This window comes from Okeania sp. SIO3B5 (genome assembly GCF_010692555.1).
Lineage (GTDB): Bacteria > Cyanobacteriota > Cyanobacteriia > Cyanobacteriales > Microcoleaceae > Okeania.
On record NZ_JAAHHG010000101.1, the window covers coordinates 1 to 19,687 of the forward strand.

Consider the following 19,687-nt stretch of genomic DNA (forward strand, 5'->3'; position numbering starts at 1 on the left):
AAAAACAGGGTTTGACTATAAATCAATGATAGGCTATTTCTACTGATTTGATCCTCCTGTAAGTCGCCCAACCAACGCCTCCCATACCTGAGTTCTTGAAACAGCCTAATTATTTGTAGCAAAAATTTTAGTATTTCATATAAGGGAGCAGCGAATAGCGGTGCGAACCCACGGGGTGCGGGAATGCGGACTCGGTTTTAGGGAACTAAGGATACAGAGGAATGTCAAGAGCGTATTTGTGTAGCGCTATAGTATTTCTCTCTTCCCTTTTAGTATCTACTGTCCTAAAATATACTTCTATATTTTGCTACAGTTTAAAGTTGCAAAGACAAGCTTCACGGGAAAATCACCCGAATTTGTGTAGCGCTATAGTATTTCCCTGTTTCCTTTCAGTATCTACTGTCCTAAACTATACTTCTCTTGGTATAGTTTAAAATTGCCAAGACAAGCTTCGTGGGAAAATCACCCGATTAGATGAATACTCTATAATCTAAAATATGATATGACTCAAGACATAACCCCCTGGTTAAATGAAATTAAGGCTCTTCAAGAGAAAATAGTAAAACTTCAAACAGAATTAAATACCGTCCAGGATAGTGCCTCTAAGTGGCGTCAACTCTACAATACTGAAGCTCAACAACGACGAACTGAAACTCAACTGGCTCAAGAAACTATTCAGACTTTAAAAGCCCAGGTTCAGAAATTACAAGGTTTTCCATCTGTTGAAGGAAGTATAGGTGAAACTACAACGACTATTGAACAGCAAATCGAAAATTTACAAACTTTGGCTGAACTTAAGGCCAAAATCATTGAAGTAGTCCAAGAACGTGACCGTGCTTTTGCAAAAGTCCAAAAATTAACAGAAGCCCTCCAACAAGAGCAAGTCAATCATACAAATACTCGTACAAGTTTAACAAATGCTTTGGCAGATGCAGTAGATATTCTGGCCAAAGCAAAAGCAAACAAACAACAAAAATCGGAAATTACTCCTGATATTCAGCCAAAAACAGAAGCCAATATTCAAGCTCAAAATCAAATCCAACTAGAGGAAAGCTTCTCTCCCAATACTGCTAAGTTATCGCCCAATGATAAGCCATTACCCCGCTTACCCAGTAGTAAAGATTAGACATCTCCAGAAAAGAGGGAACAGGGAACACCGGAGCTGGGAACAGGGAACCCACCCCTCGCCCCTCCCCCTCCCAGGAGGGGAATAATTGATAATTTCTGGATAAGAATTGATTTTATTTTTTATTTTTGGAGATGTCTATTAGAGAGAAAATTTTAAAAGTGGAACCAAAAATATTTTCCTTTTTCCTTCCTTTAAAAGCCCATAACTTCAGCTACTGCCTCTATATTCGGCTCTATTCCCTTCCGAAACTGATCATTATTGCTATGTTTAATCGCCACATCTGGGTCTTTGAGACCATTACCAGTTAGTACACAAACTACTTTTGCCCCTCTGGGCACTTGGTCTTTGACTTTCAATAAACCCGCAACAGAAGCAGCACTCGCAGGCTCGCAAAAAATTCCTTCATTGGACGCCAATAAACGATAAGCCTCTAATATTTCTTCATCGGTAACTGCAGTAAAATTCCCCTGACTAGCTTGTTGAGCTGCTACAGCTTTTTCCCAACTAGCAGGATTACCAATTCTAATAGCACTGGCCACTGTTTCCGGATGTTCTACAGGATGACCTTGAACAATAGGCGCTGCACCAGCAGCCTGGAAACCCATCATTTTTGGCAAGCGATCGCATTTTCCTATTTGATGGTATTGACAAAAGCCCATCCAATATGCTGTTATATTTCCGGCATTTCCTACAGGAATACATAACCAATCTGGGGCATCACCCAAAGTGTCCACTACCTCAAAAGCTCCTGTCTTTTGGCCTTCTAGGCGATAGGGATTAACTGAGTTAACTAAAGTTACAGGATATTTAGCAGCCACATCTCGGACAATTTCTAAGGCTTGGTCAAAATTTCCCTTAATGGCTAAGACTTCTGCGCCATACAACAAGGCTTGGGCTAATTTTCCTAGTGCAACATAACCATCTGGGATTAAGACAAATGCTCGCATCCCACCTCGTCTAGCATAAGCAGCAGCGGCAGCTGAAGTATTGCCTGTGCTAGCGCAGATTACTGCTTTTGCCCCTTCCTCTTTAGCTTTGGATATGGCTAAAGTCATGCCCCTATCTTTGAAACTACCTGTAGGATTAAGGCCATCATATTTGACGAATACTTCTACTTGGCTGCCTATTTGATGGGCGATCGTCGGCACAGGTATGAGAGGAGTATTACCTTCATGTAATGTTATTATAGGAGTTTCTTCTGTCACTGGTAGATAGGATCTATATGCCTCAATCAAACCAGGCCAGCCTTGTAATTTTGACTGAGAAAAGGGCCGTGTTAAGGTCATCTTTAAGTTTTGAATTTTTTACTTTGACATCCTCCCCGGCCTAAAGGCACGGGGATTCCTGCCGAGCCGTAGCTCCTCGGTGGGTTGACGTTTTGCGCTTCGCAAAGCTCCGCTAACACAGGCTGTCGCACCCACCCCTCTTGCTCCCCTCCCGGGAGGGGATGGGGGTGGGTTGCACTTGCCTCCGCGTCCGTTTAGAGTCTCGGAATACCCTCCCGCGACTTATCAAGAATTCTTATAGGGTTTATCTGTGCCTTCTCTTTTTAGCTGCTCATTGACCTGAAAGCTTCCCTTGTTCTGCTCTCAACTGAAGGAGTTTCGACAAACATCTTCTTTTCTACAGTATTTATGAGACAAGGCGAGTACATAACCGATTTCATTATAGCACAATTATAGTAAAGTCGCCCGCTTATGGGCGAGGCTTTAAACCCAATTTTTCGGTAAAGTTTAGTTTTTTTTATCTTAGGCCAAAGCTATGAATAACTTTTTGGTCAATTTTTAGTAAGGTTGAAAACCTAATCAAATTATCAATGGTTAAGAAAGATTCTAAACCTTACCTTAGAATTTTGCAGTTGAAATGTCGTCGGGCTTCAGCCAATGGATGAAAACAAGTTGAAGATTTTAATCTCCTGTATCCCAACATAAGAGATAATATGTTCATGGTAGTAGGAACAAGGTTTGTCCCGATGAACCAATGCTTGTAGGGGTGAAATTCCTATGGTCAGTAAGCTAGTAGGATTTATGTCGCTACTAAGACCAAGGCCACGGACATACAGGCAGCAAAGATATGGATTTATAGCTCGCTCCTTGAGTAAAACCACTCTGAAAGGATTAATCATCAAAAGTAAGCGCAAAGCATACGGTATTAATCATCAGTATGTTAGAGCGTCTAGGTGGTATATGAGCTACCACCACCGACTAATTGTCGGTGACAGTTAAGTGTTAAAGGTTCCGAATCGTGGTTTTAACCAGAGTCGGAGCATCCGCTTAGAATCTCTCCTGTTTTAACCGAGAGAGAAGTCAATAATCTTATTGTATTATCCAAGTGTTTAGTGTTGGAGATTGTACTCTAAACTTTTTAATGCCGGAAGTTAGATAGTTTAATTTGTTTTAATTTATCTTAATATTCCGGTTACAATAGAAAAATAAGTGAAGTAAGTATAAATGGCTAGTAAGTTACTGATGTCTAACAGCATATCCACTTTGTCCAGTGCATCTGTTTCTGTAGATACTGCTAAAAGGGTAAATGTTTCAGGAGTATCAAGGAATCAAAACTATACTCAAGCAAAGATGAAATCTTTGTATCAAACAGATCAACAAGTTAAGTTGCTCCATCTTGAGGTAGAAGTAGAAACTCTATTGTTGGAATTGCGGACTATCAAAGAAAGAAACTTAGTCTCAAAAGTTGAAAAATAATTCAATCAATGAAAATAGTGAATAAATAAATTATTGCTCAACTTGACTAATAAAAAATCAGATAGTAGCAGTAACCAAATTAATTTACTTTGATAATGACAAGACTGTGATATAAAAAGAAAGGTTTTGCTACAGTGCTGTTATGTACAAAATTGACTAAGATTCACTAAGTGATAGTATGTCTTAAAAATTTCTGTTAACTACTTTCTGTGGTCAAAACTGCCAGCAAAATATTTGCGCTGGCGTTTTTTTTCGGAATCATAAATCTACTGCATAACTAGGGCTTGCTGAAAAAGTCTTATGGGTGAAGGTAGGAGACAGGAGACAACCCACCCCTCGCCCCTCCCCCTCCCAGGAGGGGGATAGGAGAAATGGGAATTTGGAGGAGGTAGGAGTAAGAATTTTCCCAAGATGGTTCTGCCCAACTCTTGACCAAAATCCTGAATTTTTGAACCATTACCACTTAAAACCTCGCACCCCCTCCAGATCTAAAATTGCTCAAACCAATATCGGTCAATAAGCGCGATATTTAATCAGCAAACCCTAACTAGGACTTGCTGAAAAAGTCTTTTTTAAGGAGTAGGGGAGCGGGGGAGTAGGGGAGTAGGGGAGTAGGGGAGTAGGGGAGTAGGGGAATAATTTTTTTTGCCCAACTATGCGCCATAAATCCTAACTTTTTGAGCTTTTTGAGCTAAAAACCTGGTACTTTTTCAATACTCAAAAATGCTAAAAGCTTTATTTGTCAATGCTTTTAGATTTAATCAGCAAGCCCTAACTACAAAAAAATACGGAGAACTCAAATAATTTATGACAGTATCAATTGCAGAATCTACTAATGGAAATTCAGATATTAGAAGCGAACAACTACAACTAAAAGATATTGTAAAATCCCTACCTCGTGAAGTTTTTCTCAAAGATAAATGGAAAACATGGACAATGGTAGCGGTCAATATTTTTATGGTCGTATTAGGTTACTGGGGACTAACAATTACACCTTGGTTTTTATTGCCCCTACTCTGGGTTTTCACTGGCACAGCATTGACTGGGTTTTTTGTTATTGGCCATGACTGCGGTCATCGTTCTTTTGCTAACCGTAGGTGGGTCAATGACTTAGTGGGTCACTTAGTCTTTTTACCCTTAATTTATCCATTTCATGGCTGGCGAATAGGCCATAATTATCACCACAAACATACGAATAAAATGGGTGAGGATAATGCTTGGCAACCTTGGTATCCAGAAGATTATGGGAATGCAGGTAGCTTGATGCAGTCAGTGTATCGGTTTATGCGTGGCAAATTTTGGTGGTTAGGATCTGTGGCCCACTGGGCAGTTGTGAATTTTGATTGGAGAAAATTTGAGGGTAAGGATAGTGAAGATGTCAAATTTTCTACATTAGTAGTTTTCGGGTTTAGCGCGATCGCTTTTCCTTTGCTTATCGCTACAGTTGGTCTGTGGGGTCTGGTTAAGTTTTGGTTAATGCCATGGTTGGTTTACCATTTCTGGATGAGTACATTTACTATTGTTCATCATACAGTACCAGAAATTCCTTTTACTCCTGTAGAGGAGTGGAATGAGGCGGAGGCTCAATTATTTGGTACAGTGCATTGTGATTATCCTCGGTGGGTAGAGTTTCTTTGCCATGATATTAATGTGCATATTCCCCATCATGTCTCAACAGGAATTCCTTCATATAATCTGAGGAAAGCACATCAAATTTTGAAGGATCAATGGGGGGATAAACTTTATGAAACTAAGTTTTCTTGGTCTTTAATGAAAGAGATAACAGAGAAGTGTCATCTCTATGATAAGACTAAGTTTTATCTAACTTTTAAAGAGTATGATGCTCAAAAAGTTTCCTAGTAGTTTGAGTTAGGAAAAAGCCCTGAGAAAGTCCGATAATTAAATTGCAATTAGCAAACATTTTTTCAATAATCAACTTTGAGAAAATCCGGTTACAATAACCGGATTTTTTTGAGGATGTATCTAGGGCTTGCTGATTAAATATCAAAGCATTTACAGATAAAGGTTTTAGTCTTTTTAGGGTATAAAAAAGTGCGCCTGTTTTAGTCTAAAACGCTTAAAAAGTTATACCATTTCTCCATGAAGTTGCGCTTAATAAAAGATAACAGCTTAGTAAAATTAAGGTTTTGGTAAGAATTATTAAGCGCATTGTTACAGAGAAATGGTATTAGTATTTTAGGCGCATAGTTGGGCAAGACAATCTTTGGAAAATTCTTACTTCTACCCCCTATAAATTCCCATTTCTCCTGTCTCCCCCTCCTGGGAGGGGGAGGGGCGAGGGGTGGGTTGTCTCCTGTCTCCTACCCCTACTAAAAGACTTTTGAGCGCAAACCCTATCTAGCTCTGCAACTTCTGAACATAAACTAGCGCACCCTGATTTTAGAAGAAAATAATTTCCTACCGACCCTAAATTGTTGTAAGTATTCAGCTATTAGCAGTCAGCTTTTAGCTGTTTCATAGATAATGTATATACACTGCTAAGGTCAAGGTTAGTTTTTTTCCAATACTTTGTAATTCTCCTTGATTTTTTTAATACTAATTCCTGCTCTCAAGGCAATGAATTAATAGCTGATAGCTGATAGCTGAATGCTTACAAATTGTTTTCCTTTATGATAAGGAATGCTACATTGACATACTCCCGACGTTGCGCTAACGCGACATGACGATGACGATGACGATGACGATGACGAACGCGGGATTCTTCAGTCAGAAAAAAAAGCTGACTGCTGTTTATACAGAGGTGATGTCCTCCCCCTGTGTTTAGAACAATTAAAATCTATTTATTTGTAATTGTCAATAGCTATAAATTTACATACTATAAGATAATATATATACTACAAAGAGAAAATCCCCGATGAACAACACAGATAGCGCCCGGCTTTCCCATACGGCGCTCCCCTCCGGAAGAGCGCGGGACTTCCCGCCGGGGGAGTTAAATTTCAGTATGACCAAAAAATAAGGTCAATAGCCTCCCCTTTCAAGGGGATGAAAAAGCGGTCGAGGGATGGTGAAGAAACCTGCGTCATATCCAATCAACCAAGAGAAAATCAAGTTCAATATTTCAAGCCTCTGACTTTAACTAGAGGTACTGTTAACGCAGTTCCGACCATAGGAGGCTAACTGATAACTGATAACTGAAATGACTCTTCCAATAGTTTCTACCTTGTCAAATTTACTCACATCAATTACTACTAAAAGTAGTGAATCAGATGTAGAAAAAAATCTTGTTTTACCACTGTTACATATTCTTGATTATGAAGATGAAGATTGGCATGAACAAATGATAATTGGTAGAGTGAGGCTAGATTTTCAGGTTCAACCACAACAGGCAGTTACACCCTATCCTCCTTACCTAGTAATTGAAACTAAAGCTCCCAGTAAAAATATCAATCGTAGTGGTTGGCAGATTAATGGATATATGCGTAGATCGGGAGCAATATTAGGATTATTAACAAATGGTTATAGATTTCGGTTACTTTACAACTATCATGGTCAAGTTGAAACTATTCAAGAATATTCCCAAACTGAGCTAATTAAAAAGTTTAATTTCTTTCGTAGTTTGTTGTGTAAAAACAGTTGTTTGAAAGTTATCTCTGCTTTCTATAAAAGCCAAGACAAAGTTCACGTTAATTTTCTTAAGCTCATCGCAAAAAAAATTTCTGATGAGGATATATTGAATATATTCACAAACAAAAACAAACCAGGTTATCGTGATATTAACCCAGAAGAAAAATCTTCAGTCGTGCAGTTAAAAAAATCTAAATCTATGATTATTACTGTTTTTAATAATAAAGGTGGCGTGGGAAAAACAACGATGACTATTAACTTGGGGGCAGCTCTTAGTAAAATGGGTTATCGGGTACTCTTGATTGATATAGATCCTCAAGCGAATTTGACTACAGGATTAAAAATCGATCCGTTGACAGATGTTGAGTACAAAGATAGAAAAGATATTACTCATTTACTAACTGAACCAAAAACTCCAATAGAAGAAACTATTTTTAGTAAAAAATGGGATAATGTCAGACTTGATATTGTTCCTTCTCATATTCGTTTGAGTGATATGGAAATTGAACTAAGTCGGATCATAGATGTAGATCGTATTCTAGCAAAGAAACTAAAAAAATATCAAGATCAATATGATTATGTATTTATTGATCCACCTCCTTCTTTTGGTAAAGTTAATAATATTTCTCTAATGGCATCTTCAGCAATTTTGATTCCTACTCAGTTAGCTCCCTATCCAATTCGAGCTTTAGAATATGTCATTAATAGGGCGGTAGCGGTCGATAATTCTAGAGAAGATCCACTGCCAATTTTAGGGATTTGTGTTTCCATGTATGATAGAGCAGCAACTAAGCAAACTCTAGATATGACAGAAAGAATTAGAGAAATTTTAGGAAAAAAACCAGAGAGTAAAAACCTAAGTCTTTTTCCAGATAAAACATGGATTCCACGTTTGACAATTGTTGCTAATTCTCCAGATAAAGGCTACCCACTTTGTTTTGCTGAGTTTGACAATCAATTAAATACAAGAGAAAAAGAAACTGCTGAAGATGCTTTTAGTTGTTATACAGAATTGGCTAAATATTTAATTTCTATTACTTAAGGAGATTTGTCATAAAATGGACCAATCAGAGCGTCAAAAAAGGATTGTTCAATACTTAGAGATTAAACCAATTAATCACGGTCAAGTTCACAGTTTTCAAATCGCTATACCTGAATCTGAAAGATTAGAAATATCTCCTGAAAGGCGCGAAATATTAGAGAGAAGTTTGAAGGAGCAAGATAGCAACTTAATTCCTTTAATTGTACGTCGGACGGAAGCTTATGATGAGGAAAAAGAGTATGAAGTTGTGCATGGTGTTGATTGGTGTATTGTTGCTAATGAGATAGGTATAGAGAAGCTATGGGTATGGGTATTTGATCTAACAGATGAACAGGCGGAACTTGCTAAATATGAAATGGAAAAGCTGTTAGCTTTATCTACAATTGAATTAGAAGAGAAGCAATCGCTAATTCCAAAAGAAGGTACAATAAATTTAAGTGATTTAGCTAAGTTACTAGACAAAAAATTGCAACCAATGACAACAAAATTAAATGAGTTAGCAACTAACTCTACTACTGTTGCAAGTTCTAATTTTCAAGCAGAAAAGAATACAACTATCCAAAAACAGCTAGAAGTTTTATTTACTAAAATCAATCAACTATCTAATAAAGTAGAAGAAATACAAAAACAGCTAAGTTCTAATGTTCAACCATCTCCAGCAACAATTTCAGCACATAAATTGAATTTACAGGAGGCAACAAAGACAGAAATTGAAGAAAAATTGAATTACTTAGGAGTAAACCATAAACAAATTACAGCAGCATGGAATGCTATTGAGAAGTGGAAAAAATCTGATGAAGATTTAACTTGGGGAAACCTTGAGCAATTAGCAAAAAGCAAGGATAAAAAGTTGAAAGTTTCAGGTTTTGGTAAAACAACTTACGATAAACTCAGAGAAATAGCAGAGATACCAAAGTAGGTTTTAGCGATCGCATCCCCTCACCCAAAAATACCAAATATCTGTAGGTTGGGTTGAGGTAACGTTAGCGCCAGCTTATCCCTAGGATAAACCCAACTCGTACCAAGATGATATGTTGGATCAATCGTACCTACAAGTTATGTTTATCCTAAGGAATAAGCTCCGCTCACACTTCGTTCTACCCAACCTACTATCTCTCAAAATAATTGAGTCTAAAACCTCGCTTTTAAGGTGAAATGTTTTTGGAGGGTTGCTCACGCATCCCCATTATAAAAACAATTTCATTATTAATTATTAATTAGGGTTTGCTGATTAAATATCAAATAATTGTCAGATAAAGGTTTTAGCCTTTTTAGGTATTGAAAAAGTACATGGTTTTAAGCTCTTCATGCTCAAAAAGAAGCGCATTAAAGAGCGCATAGTTGGGCAAAAAAAATATTCCCCTACTCCCCTACTCCCCTACTCCCCTACTCCCCTACTCCCCTACTCCCCCGCTCCCCTACTCCTTAAAAAAGACTTTTTCAGCAAACCCTAATTATTAATTATTAATTATTAATTATTAATTGTTGAATCACCCCCATCAAAAAAACTCTGACACCTTTCCCTTTGAGGACAAATATCGCACAAATACTCATGCTCCGTCCGTGGAGGTGGATCTGGTTGAAACTCCTCCCACCTTAACCACTCCCGCATATCCTGTAACTTAGCAGGAACTAAACTCTCCACCACATTCTCTAACTTTTCCCACGAATAATGATATTCTCCCAGCTCAGGTAAAACCCAATAAACAACCGCATCAACAGACACCTTTTTCTTTTGCTTCAGTAGAAAACTATACAAAGCAACCGCCATTAACTGAGACGATACTTCTACAGTTTCATAAGTCTGATAATTAACCACACATAAACGACGAGATTCAAAATCAAAAATTAAATTATTAACTTTTCCCGTTAACTTTTGAGTTTTACCATCTGCTATTTTAAAAGTATAATCTAGCAGTATTTCCCTGATCATTAACGTGCGACGAACTACAACATTTTCATGACAGTAACGCCGATTTTTAACAATGATTTTAGATATATTTAAAATTAGTTTAGTTAATAGCTGCCAAATTTGATAGAATGCTGTTGCTAGACTAGAATCTTTTGCAATTATTGTGTCCAAATAAGGAAAGAAAATCGACTCATAAAATAATTGTTGTATTTGATGAGCGATCGCCTCTACCATCAACTCCTCAAACTGCCCCTCAAACAAAGCTTGAATTTTAGACTCCTGCCTAATCATATTCATCAACTGATTAGCTAAGTCAAGAAAAGCACTATCAATTTCCTGGATATAATCTTTTGACAAAAACAGATGCTCGCCCCCAAAACGTTGTTTCAGATAAAATAAACGTGGGCATTCAAAAGCAACTTTAACATTTGTAACACTGAATGGCGGAGACTGTAGTTGAGGTTTATTAGTTATTGGCATTGACAAACTATCCTGAGTTAATATCACTAAGAGATTGAATGTATCAGGAAATAGGGAACAGGGAATAGAGGAGTGTTCTGAATATAGTGACAGCTCCCGTCGCTAAACTCTTGCGAGCTATAGCGCGGGCTTCTCGTTGACTCCCGGCAACCCGTCGGACATTTCACGTTCGCGAAGCGTCTGTGCAGGAGAAACTTTGGTTTTACTTCCCTGTGCTGCCCCACCGGAGAAGGAGTAGAGATTAATTTCTCGCTCTACCTACGTTCCTTGAAAGTTTTATATACAAGAGGCTGTACTTTGAATGCACAATTCCTTGTAGAACCCCGTACCTTCAGTTGTCTAGGTTCGTTTTGTAGACGGCGGTTAGCTCTTGAAATGACTTTACCTACATCATTTATTTGATCAGCATTTTGTCCACCATTCATCCTGTCGCTAATCCGGAAGGATATAACGCGGGGCTTCTGGCAGTTGCTGCTAAAGATATTTTATATTTGTCAGCATAACTGATAAAGTCTGAATATCGATACACTATTCTGTCAGAGCTGTTTAATTCTAAATTTTTGCGTTTCTCTCAAAACCTTATGAGGAAACAGTTATGGCCAGTTCTACTTCTTTGGGTGAAAAGTCAACTTTTAATTTATGATTAAAAGCTTCCATCCCCGTGTCTGGTTTGTCTGGTGCGTCCCCGTGTCTATCGAGAATGAAACAGTCCTGCTATTCTGTCATGCTTATTTCAATCCCTGGACTCCTTCACACTTTGAGTTGAATATCTATCCATAATATCTTAATACTGATTTTACAAACAGTGTCTAAAAATTTTTCAAAAAATTATCAATTTTAGCTACTAAATATTAATTTTTATTTATCACTCCTAACTAGGAATAAAACAAATCAATTGTCGATCTAATTTTGATGTCGGAGTAATTTTTTTGATTTTCTGTTCTCCTTCCAGCTCTTCAAAAATTGATACAATTATTGACTGCTCTATATTGACAAATTTATCTAGTATCTTCTCAATTATGTTTTTGCGCTCCATAAAACATTGTGTTTCAATTAAATTTACCACAAAATCCTTCACTTCATCTAAATCTGAATCACTTTCCTGTTCTTGACTATCTGCTAGATCGACTACAGATAAATCTTGTAATAAGCTACAGTTGTTGAAAATTTGTGATTCACAAATTATTTCTTCTAACTCTTTGAGACTAATAATCTTACCTTCGATAGTTAATTCATTTGCGAGAGCAGCATTCACTAAACTATGGTATGTAGCCAAAAAATATACAGATTCCAGATTGGGCTGAATATGACGATTTTTCAATCTACCTTGAAAAACTTTTCTATATATTTTATTGCTCATATTTTTAGCATTTCCCACATCAGCAGCTCTCACTAAATATAAACTTTGACATAACTTTTGACTCACCACTTTATGGCAACCATTCATTGTATTATAAAAACTATTCATATTTGGATCTTCTGTCCAAATAACACCAATTATTTCCTCGTTATTTTGTTGTTTATAACTCAAAGAATGACTAGCATATTTCCCACTTAATAATTTAGTTTTTACCTCCTGACATTTCACAGCATTTAATACCTCTTGTAGCATTTTAATCAATTCTGGTGCTGCTAGATCGGTAATTTTCTTGATTTTTTTCTTAGTTTTTCTATATTTATCTTGCCAAATTAACTTAAAAGTTGCTAATTGTGTTTCTAGTGTTAACTTTTGAGAATTGTCTGGCTGATCTAATAATTGATTTTTATATCGATCATATTCCTTACGTCCCAATTCTAAAATATTGCGAGGTAGAGTTTTACCCCTAGGAAACTTTTCTTCTAATATTTCTGTTGACAAAGGAAATATAGGTGATTTAGGCAGGGGTTTAGCCAGAGAATGCAAAAGACTCAAACGAGCTGCTAATAAACATTCTCCTTGTGCTAAAGTAATCGGCTTTAAATGAAAATATCCAGCATTTACTCTAGCTTTATCTGCAGGTTGAATCAATTCATAATTTTGTTTCCAGGTACTCGTAATAATACTAATAATTATCAGAAAATTTTGTGGATTATGAGTATGAATACTAGAATTAACATTAAATAAAGCTTGCAAATCCAAAGAACCATTTAATAATCGAGGAATATTATCAAGATTATCAAAACATAAAACAATAGGTTGAGATGCAGCCGAAATAATACCCAAGTTAGTCATAATTTTCTGAGCAGAATCTTCAGAGTCTATACTATTTTTAATCCCCAAATATTTTAAATCATCTTCATCCAAATCATCCCCTCTTAACCACTCACAGGCAATCGATGTGTAATTTGGATTTAACAGATGATAAAGGGCGCTGAAAAAATCATTAGGATTATAAATTCCAGAAAAATAAATACCTTTGAGATTTCTAATAAATACTCTTCTTTCACCAATAATTTTTTTTAGTAAATTACTATTTTGGAAAGCCAATAGACCTTTTAACCATAGTAACAACTGAGAATCTGTTTGACCTTCCGGAGTTTTCATCAGAGAATCTACTGTTTGACGCAAAATATGACGCCAAATGTAATCACTATCAGGCCAGGGATCGATATAGACAAAAAAGGCTTTTGTGTTGAATAATTTTTTGATTCTCCCTAAAAGATAACTTTTACCAGAACCAGAGTCACCAGTCAGTATCAATGTTCGGGGACGATGTTCCTGGGCAACCTGCTCTAGCACTGTTTCTATATCAGATATAATATTTTGATGGATAGAATCAACATTTAAGGTAGGATTTTGTTGCTCCTGCCAAAAATTAATAGTATAAAGACTGACTGGATCAAAAGGATTAACTTCTCTTTGAATAATCCGATCTATAGATGCCATAGTTATAAACTGGTAAGATTTTTTGGTAGGGTTAGAGAATTACGATAGCAGATATAGGAAAATTGGTGTTGCTGAAGGGTGTGTATGATATTAATCTTAATTATCAGGAAAGGCAGAGGGCAGGAGGCAGCTATGCTGAAGGGAATTGTTTCTCCTCTGCCCGTGACCGAAGGGAACAAGGGTTTAACGAAGTCAGAAGTCCCCAAGTCAGAAGTCAGAAGTTAACTCACCCCTAGCCCCTCCCCCTCCCAACCCACCCCTAACCCCTCCCAGGAGGGGAGGGGAAGTAGGGGATTTGAGCAAGGCTCCAAAAATATTGCGCCTTAAAAGACGGGGTTGCGCGACCCATGTTATTTTGATAAAACCCCATCGTCAATGGGGTTGTCTACAATTGGTTGGGTTCAGAAACCCCATCCAATTTTTCCTTCTGTCCTCAGCACTCAGCATAGCTGCCTTCGTTTATTTATTTAGGAGTCAACCCACCCCTAGCTCCCAGAATTGGGAGAACCGAGTCAGGAGGGAAGAAAGAAGAAGAAAGAGTAGTAGAAGGAGAAGGTTTTTTGTTCGCGCTCTTATCCTAACAGGACATCATACCTCAAATCACCAACGCTGGAAAATCTAGTAGGGAATGATAAAAAATAAACTTCCGCCAATATCTTGAGGTATACCTGCTTCAAACTGTTCTGGAGTGTAGGAGCTGACTTCTTGTAAGGAGCTTAATTCTATTTGGTCACTTTTTTCTAGACGGTAAAGTGCTAGATCTAGTTCTTCTCTAGATAAAGGAGGTTGTAATTTGTGTCGCAGATGAAAAATAGGTAGATAGTTATTTGTGCCTAGATTTTGGTCTAAGTCTCGAATCACAGCTAAAATCTCAGAGTCCGTAGGTTTGTCAGGCATTTGGGAAAACTGCTGTTTTTCCTGTTTAGGGAGGTAAAGTGAACAGTTGCTACGCATTAAATCAAGATAATCACTTAACATTTTTAAAGATATCTCTTTTGCAGTACTGCCAGAAGAATATTCTTGGCACAAAAATTGCTTTCCTTTTTCTGTTAACCAGACATCTTTGATTTTTTGATTGATAACTTTAATCAAACCTTGCTCTAGTAAGTCTGTGATAACAGCTTTCCTATAGCTACTATCAAGACCAGTCTCCGCTGGAGAAATAGCACCTTTAGCAGTAGCTTTCAAAACCTTCAATTCTTCGGTGGTGAGTGAATTAACAGCTTTTTTATTATTTAACAGTGATTTTCCTTGAGGTTCTATATTAATTTTTGTAACTTCTCGAGTAAATTTTACCAACCCTAGATCGCCAAGTCTGGAGCAAATTTGATTTTTCTCAGAGACCTTCATTTCAGACTCTAAGTTGATTTTAGTAATAGATACTTGATAATTTGGATAGCTCAGTAATTTTAACAAAAATTTTAAATCTTTAACATCCATGCGATCGTCTTTTCCTCACTTGCAAAAATCAGCCCATTAATATTATTATTAATCAGATAGGTACCCCTTGACTATTTTGTGCAAAAAAGTTAAAAAATAACTTCAGACACTAGAATAGAGTTTTGTGATCGCTCCCTGACATGGCCAGAAAATATACTGCCATCAGTTAATTCAGTTCAGAGCAATTTAAGCTGATCGCCATTCCTACAGTCCAAACTGGGCAATACCTAGTGCCGCTACGCGGAAGTCAAAAGTCAAAAGTCATGCATCGAGTGTGTAATTCTGAGGTCCCCTCAGAATATAAGGCACACATCTGACAGTCAAAAGTATTGATTGGTAGGCTTTTAGGATTTTGTAACTGGTTAGTTATTTCTGCCATTCTGCACTATTTAAATTGTAGTATTAAATTGATAACTGCAATAAAAGGTAGTAAGTGTTCGCTGAGTTCATAGCAAAAAATCAATTGCTACTAAGATCGTAATTAATTGTCTTCCATAGTAAATGAAAGTATGCTAAAGTAATTTTGTGAAAGTAAAATCTGGGTAATGAAAAAATACACTAAGGCAGAGTAAAAACCAACAAGTCAAAAAAGTAATGTTGGAGATCGTACTTACTTATAACTGTATGAATTTCTAGCCTGAAAATTAATTATACTTTCCCAGATTATGCCATAATCATAAGTCATGTTTGGCAGAACTAAACAGTTTGCGAACTCCCAGCACCTAATTCTATTTTATCAAACTGTGATGAAATTATGATTTTCCCAATAGCTGAAATAGCTGAAAATCTTGAATTTATCAAAAGTGATAAAGAGGAGTCACAAAGAAAATGTTACCGGGAGAATGCTATCTAGGCAGTATTAGCCCAAAACCTTTATTTGATTTTAGGAACCAAGGAAAAGTTGTAAGCAAATGGTTTCATCAACGAAGCGAAAAAATCGACAAGAAGATTTACCAGTACAACCAGTAAGTTTGGAGTTAACTCCCATATCCAAAATTACCGTACCAGACTCTCAGGTGAGAGATATTCCTGCGGAAAGATATGAAGCCCTAGTTAAGAGTCTTTCTGAACAAGGCAGTAACTTAATCCCATTAATTGTCAGATTAACAGAGAATGACGATTCCGAGCAGCAGTACGAAATCGTTCGTGGTGCTGATTGGTATCAAGTTGCAAAAGAAGCTGAAATCAAGGAACTATGGGCCTGGATTTATGAAATGACAGATGAACAAGCAAGGATAGCTGTGGCAGAAATAGAGCAGCTAACTAAACCACCTGTTATGGAAACACCAAACTTTGAGAATCTAATGCAGCAACTTGAGGTATCATTCGATAAAAAAGTGGATTCTCTCACAAAAAAAATCGATCAATCTATTAAGAAAAATGAGGAGGTACTCAAGAAACAAGTAAAATCCTTGCAGGATCGAGGGACGGATGTTGTTCAAATTGAACAACTCAAAAATTTGATTACAAATCTAGAAAATTCAGTTAACGATAAGGTAGAAAAATTGGCAAGAAAAATCACAAGTTCAACAACAAAAAAAACAACTTCTAATTCTTTATCAGGAGTGAATGTGGACTTATTATCAAAACAACTTGACGATCTCGATAAACAAATAGAGAAAAAACTCGAAGGAATTGTCAAAACAATAAATCAGTTTTCCCAGTCAGTTCAAGATATTGAAGATGACTTAAAAACTCAAGTATCTGCGGTTCGGCGTCAATTACAGACAATACCAGATGTTGATTCTACTGAAAAAGTTGCTGCTAAAACTGAGACAGCACGTAAGACAACAACCAAAAGTAAACCAAGTTCTACAGGTTCGTCGAGGTCTAAGGCCAGTACAACAAAAACTACTACTAGAAAGACTAAAGCCCAAGCAGCTCCTGTAGAGCCAGAAGTTCCCATGGATGATTATGATACCAAATCACTCAGGCAACTGAAGAAAATTGCCCAAGAGCGGAAACTTCGTGGCTATGCGCGTATGAAACGTCCTGAAATTCTCAAAGCTCTCCGAGAAGCTGACGCTGCTAGTTAGGACTAAGTGCTGTTGGCAGAAGTGTTGGAAAGCAAAGTCAAATGATTGGACACACCCTAGATCGGTATTCACAAAAAAACCGATCGTTGGCTAAGTTTGTTTAAAGCTAAAACCAAGCTAACACAAAAAAATAGTAGGTAAAGTTCCTAGAGATTTGAAGCCTGGGTCAAATATCGTGGTAAAGACGTAGTATCATAATTCTCACAAGAAGTGGGAAATTAGTCTCCAAAACTCAAATATTATTTTGGGTAAATTGGGATAAGTTCAATAAAACGGTAATTACCTATCTAATAAGTCAAGAGTTACTTACTGATCACAAATCGGGTAATTAACTTTTGACTTTGAACTGTAGAAAGTGCGAGTATAAATATATCTCGATCTAGACCAGCTTTTAATATCGTGTCCGGTTGAATAATTAGACTTTGGTGGAAGAAAGGCAGGAGGCAGGAGGCAGGAGGCAGAAGGTTTTCTCAAGAGTGTCACCTTTATTTTATACACGCTCCGATGCTACCGGACATGATATAATGTCTGGATAGTTAGTGATGAAAAAATCTATTTTCTTGCTTGAATAGCAAATTTTCCTATGATATCTACTCTACTCTAGCTTTAGTTAATAAAAATTGGCCTGTATCATTACTAAGCCAATATCGAGTAATCATCATCTTATAGAAAGATTGATCGAGTGACGATCGCTAAAAAATTATACCTAGGGCAGGATGGCGGAAATAACTGACCAGTTATAAAATCCTAAAACAATTACAAATCAAAAATGACTTACTTTTGACTTTTGACTTTTGACTTTTAACTTCCGCGTAGCGGCAATAGTTATTTTCAACTTAAGTAGTTGCTTTTCTAACTCGATCAGCATAGTCTTGAGGGCGAATTTTCCTAAAACTTTGCAAAGCAAATTGTCGTAAATTTAAGGGTAGGTAAGATAATACTAAAGCAAATTTAGTCTTGGATGAAGTTCCTAGTATTTGACTTGATTCTTGTAGTAATTTTCTCCCTTTAACACTTTCACCCTTTTCAATTAATCTAATTCCTAGATTTTGTTTGGTATCTGCTAACTTAAATAAACGTGATTTTTCCAACTTATGATCGTCAAATTTATAACTATTAATACAGAAACTTTTAGCAGATAAAAAGTGAATATCTTGTTTTAAACTGGTTTGACGGTTATGAAAACGATATTCCATAAGATATTCTGGAATAAAATATCCAACTTTTCCTACTACTGCTAATCTGACCAGTAAATCAAAGTCTTCACATCCATCTGCTTCAGGCCGCATATAATCAACTTCTTGTAGGCAAGAGCGACGAAACAAAGTTGAACCCACCTGCAAACTTTGGTATTGAAATGTTTCTTTGAGTAAGTTAGGGATAATTCCTTGCTCCAACTTATCCTTTCCCCACTTAGCAGCATTCTCTTTTGTAGCAACTTCGTCTCGTTCACTTTTTTCATTAATAACCCAATGACTTGTACAGACAAAATCTACATTTTGCATCTCATCTAATACTGCCACAGTTTTCTCTAAAAATTCTGGAGTTAGGGCATCATCATCATCAAATTTGATGAAATAATCCCCTGTAGCAGCATCAAAACCAGAACGCATATTTTTACTACGTCCAATATTTTGAGGATGCTGAATATAGTGAATTCTGGAATCATTCCACTGACTAACTACTTCAGCAGTATTATCTTTTGAACCATCATCAGTTATGATTAATTCAAAATCATCATAAGTTTGATTCAAAACACTATTTACTGCATAAGGGAGCAAATTCGCTCGGTTATAAGTGGGAATGCAAACGCTAACTTTTGTCATAATAAATTACATATTTGATGAAATAATTTTAATACATAATTAACCCAATATTTGGATGATAACTAATGACGATATTTTGGCTAATTCTTAATTAGGGCTTGCTGATTAAATCTAAAAGCATTGACATATAAAGACTTTAGCTTGTTTAGGGTCAAAAAAAGTGCGCTTGTTTTAGTCTAAAACGCTCAAAAAGTTAGTATTTTAGGCGCATAGTTGGACAGAGCAATCTTGGGACAATTCTTACTCATACCCCCTCGCTCCCAAGCCATTTCTCCTGTCTCCCCCTCCCCTCCTGGGAGGGGCTAGGGGTGGGTTGGGAGGGGGAGGGGCTAGGGGTGGGTTGTCTCCTACCAATACCAAAAGACTTATTCAGCAAACCCTAATTAATTAAAGATTCTGTACCGGGAACATGACCAAATATTCGCTCTGAATATTTCAATATTTCCTGATTAAAAAACTGCTTGTATTGAGGGTCATCAGATACTTTTTGCCATCGGTTTAAGACATCCATTGATGTTGCTTTGTTCTTAAATTGTTTTCCTTCAAATGAACTACCTCCACCAAAACTCGTTACCTTATCAATGCCTGCATCAGAAAATTCTATTTGCAGTTTCTCAGCAATTTTTCGCCTATATTCAATATCAGCAAACCATTGATTATAATTTA

Annotated in this window: 13 protein-coding genes; 7 read left to right on the forward strand and 6 right to left on the reverse strand. The window is 36.8% G+C overall.

Going from position 1 to position 19,687, the window contains the following annotated elements; all coding sequences use genetic code 11:
- Positions 1-502 precede the first annotated feature (502 nt).
- Positions 503-1,126 carry a hypothetical protein gene (locus F6K54_RS15710; protein WP_293079035.1) on the forward strand — a complete coding sequence of 208 codons (624 nt, stop codon included), beginning with the start codon at positions 503-505 and terminating at the stop codon, positions 1,124-1,126.
- Between the two features lie 194 nt (positions 1,127-1,320).
- Here F6K54_RS15710 and thrC read toward each other — a convergent pair whose 3' ends face one another.
- Complete coding sequence (gene thrC, locus F6K54_RS15715) at positions 1,321-2,415, reverse strand: threonine synthase (RefSeq protein ID WP_293079036.1); 1,095 nt, start codon at positions 2,413-2,415, stop codon at positions 1,321-1,323.
- Positions 2,416-3,132: 717 nt separating this feature from the next.
- On the opposite strand from thrC, the gene F6K54_RS15720 reads away from it, so the two are divergent.
- The 5 genes from F6K54_RS15720 to F6K54_RS15740 all read left to right on the forward strand — a co-directional run bounded on the left by F6K54_RS15720 (position 3,133) and on the right by F6K54_RS15740 (position 9,380).
- Positions 3,133-3,354 (forward strand): hypothetical protein, encoded by a 222-nt coding sequence (locus F6K54_RS15720; RefSeq protein ID WP_293079038.1) that lies wholly within the window; start codon positions 3,133-3,135, stop codon positions 3,352-3,354.
- Positions 3,355-3,597: 243 nt separating this feature from the next.
- Positions 3,598-3,831, forward strand: a complete 234-nt coding sequence (locus tag F6K54_RS15725) for a hypothetical protein (protein WP_293079039.1) — start codon at positions 3,598-3,600, stop codon at positions 3,829-3,831.
- Positions 3,832-4,638: 807 nt separating this feature from the next.
- Entirely contained in the window at positions 4,639-5,691 is a 1,053-nt protein-coding gene (locus F6K54_RS15730) for a fatty acid desaturase (protein WP_293079041.1), read from the forward strand.
- A 1,300-nt stretch (positions 5,692-6,991) separates the two neighbouring features.
- Positions 6,992-8,461: a ParA family protein gene (locus tag F6K54_RS15735; RefSeq protein ID WP_293079043.1), complete on the forward strand. Its 1,470-nt coding sequence runs from the start codon at positions 6,992-6,994 to the stop codon at positions 8,459-8,461.
- 16 nt (positions 8,462-8,477) lie between these two features.
- Positions 8,478-9,380 (forward strand): hypothetical protein, encoded by a 903-nt coding sequence (locus F6K54_RS15740; RefSeq protein ID WP_293079044.1) that lies wholly within the window; start codon positions 8,478-8,480, stop codon positions 9,378-9,380.
- A gap of 552 nt (positions 9,381-9,932) precedes the next feature.
- On the opposite strand, the gene F6K54_RS15745 is transcribed toward F6K54_RS15740, so the two are convergent.
- The 3 genes from F6K54_RS15745 to F6K54_RS15755 all read right to left on the reverse strand — a co-directional run bounded on the left by F6K54_RS15745 (position 9,933) and on the right by F6K54_RS15755 (position 15,159).
- Entirely contained in the window at positions 9,933-10,853 is a 921-nt protein-coding gene (locus F6K54_RS15745) for a PD-(D/E)XK nuclease family protein (RefSeq protein ID WP_293079046.1), read from the reverse strand.
- An 871-nt stretch (positions 10,854-11,724) separates the two neighbouring features.
- Complete coding sequence (locus F6K54_RS15750) at positions 11,725-13,719, reverse strand: ATP-binding protein (protein WP_293079048.1); 1,995 nt, start codon at positions 13,717-13,719, stop codon at positions 11,725-11,727.
- Positions 13,720-14,337: 618 nt separating this feature from the next.
- Positions 14,338-15,159, reverse strand: coding sequence for a hypothetical protein (locus F6K54_RS15755; protein WP_293079050.1), 822 nt, complete (start codon positions 15,157-15,159; stop codon positions 14,338-14,340).
- A gap of 911 nt (positions 15,160-16,070) precedes the next feature.
- On the opposite strand from F6K54_RS15755, the gene F6K54_RS15760 reads away from it, so the two are divergent.
- A complete protein-coding gene (locus tag F6K54_RS15760; RefSeq protein WP_293079051.1) occupies positions 16,071-17,195 on the forward strand; it encodes a ParB N-terminal domain-containing protein in 1,125 nt (374 codons plus the stop codon).
- An 836-nt stretch (positions 17,196-18,031) separates the two neighbouring features.
- Here the strand turns inward: F6K54_RS15760 and F6K54_RS15765 are convergent.
- Both F6K54_RS15765 and F6K54_RS15770 read right to left on the reverse strand, forming a co-directional pair.
- Positions 18,032-19,021 (reverse strand): glycosyltransferase family 2 protein, encoded by a 990-nt coding sequence (locus F6K54_RS15765; protein WP_293079053.1) that lies wholly within the window; start codon positions 19,019-19,021, stop codon positions 18,032-18,034.
- 379 nt (positions 19,022-19,400) lie between these two features.
- A partial coding sequence (locus F6K54_RS15770; protein WP_366558144.1) for a hypothetical protein occupies positions 19,401-19,687 on the reverse strand: 287 nt, incomplete at its 5' end.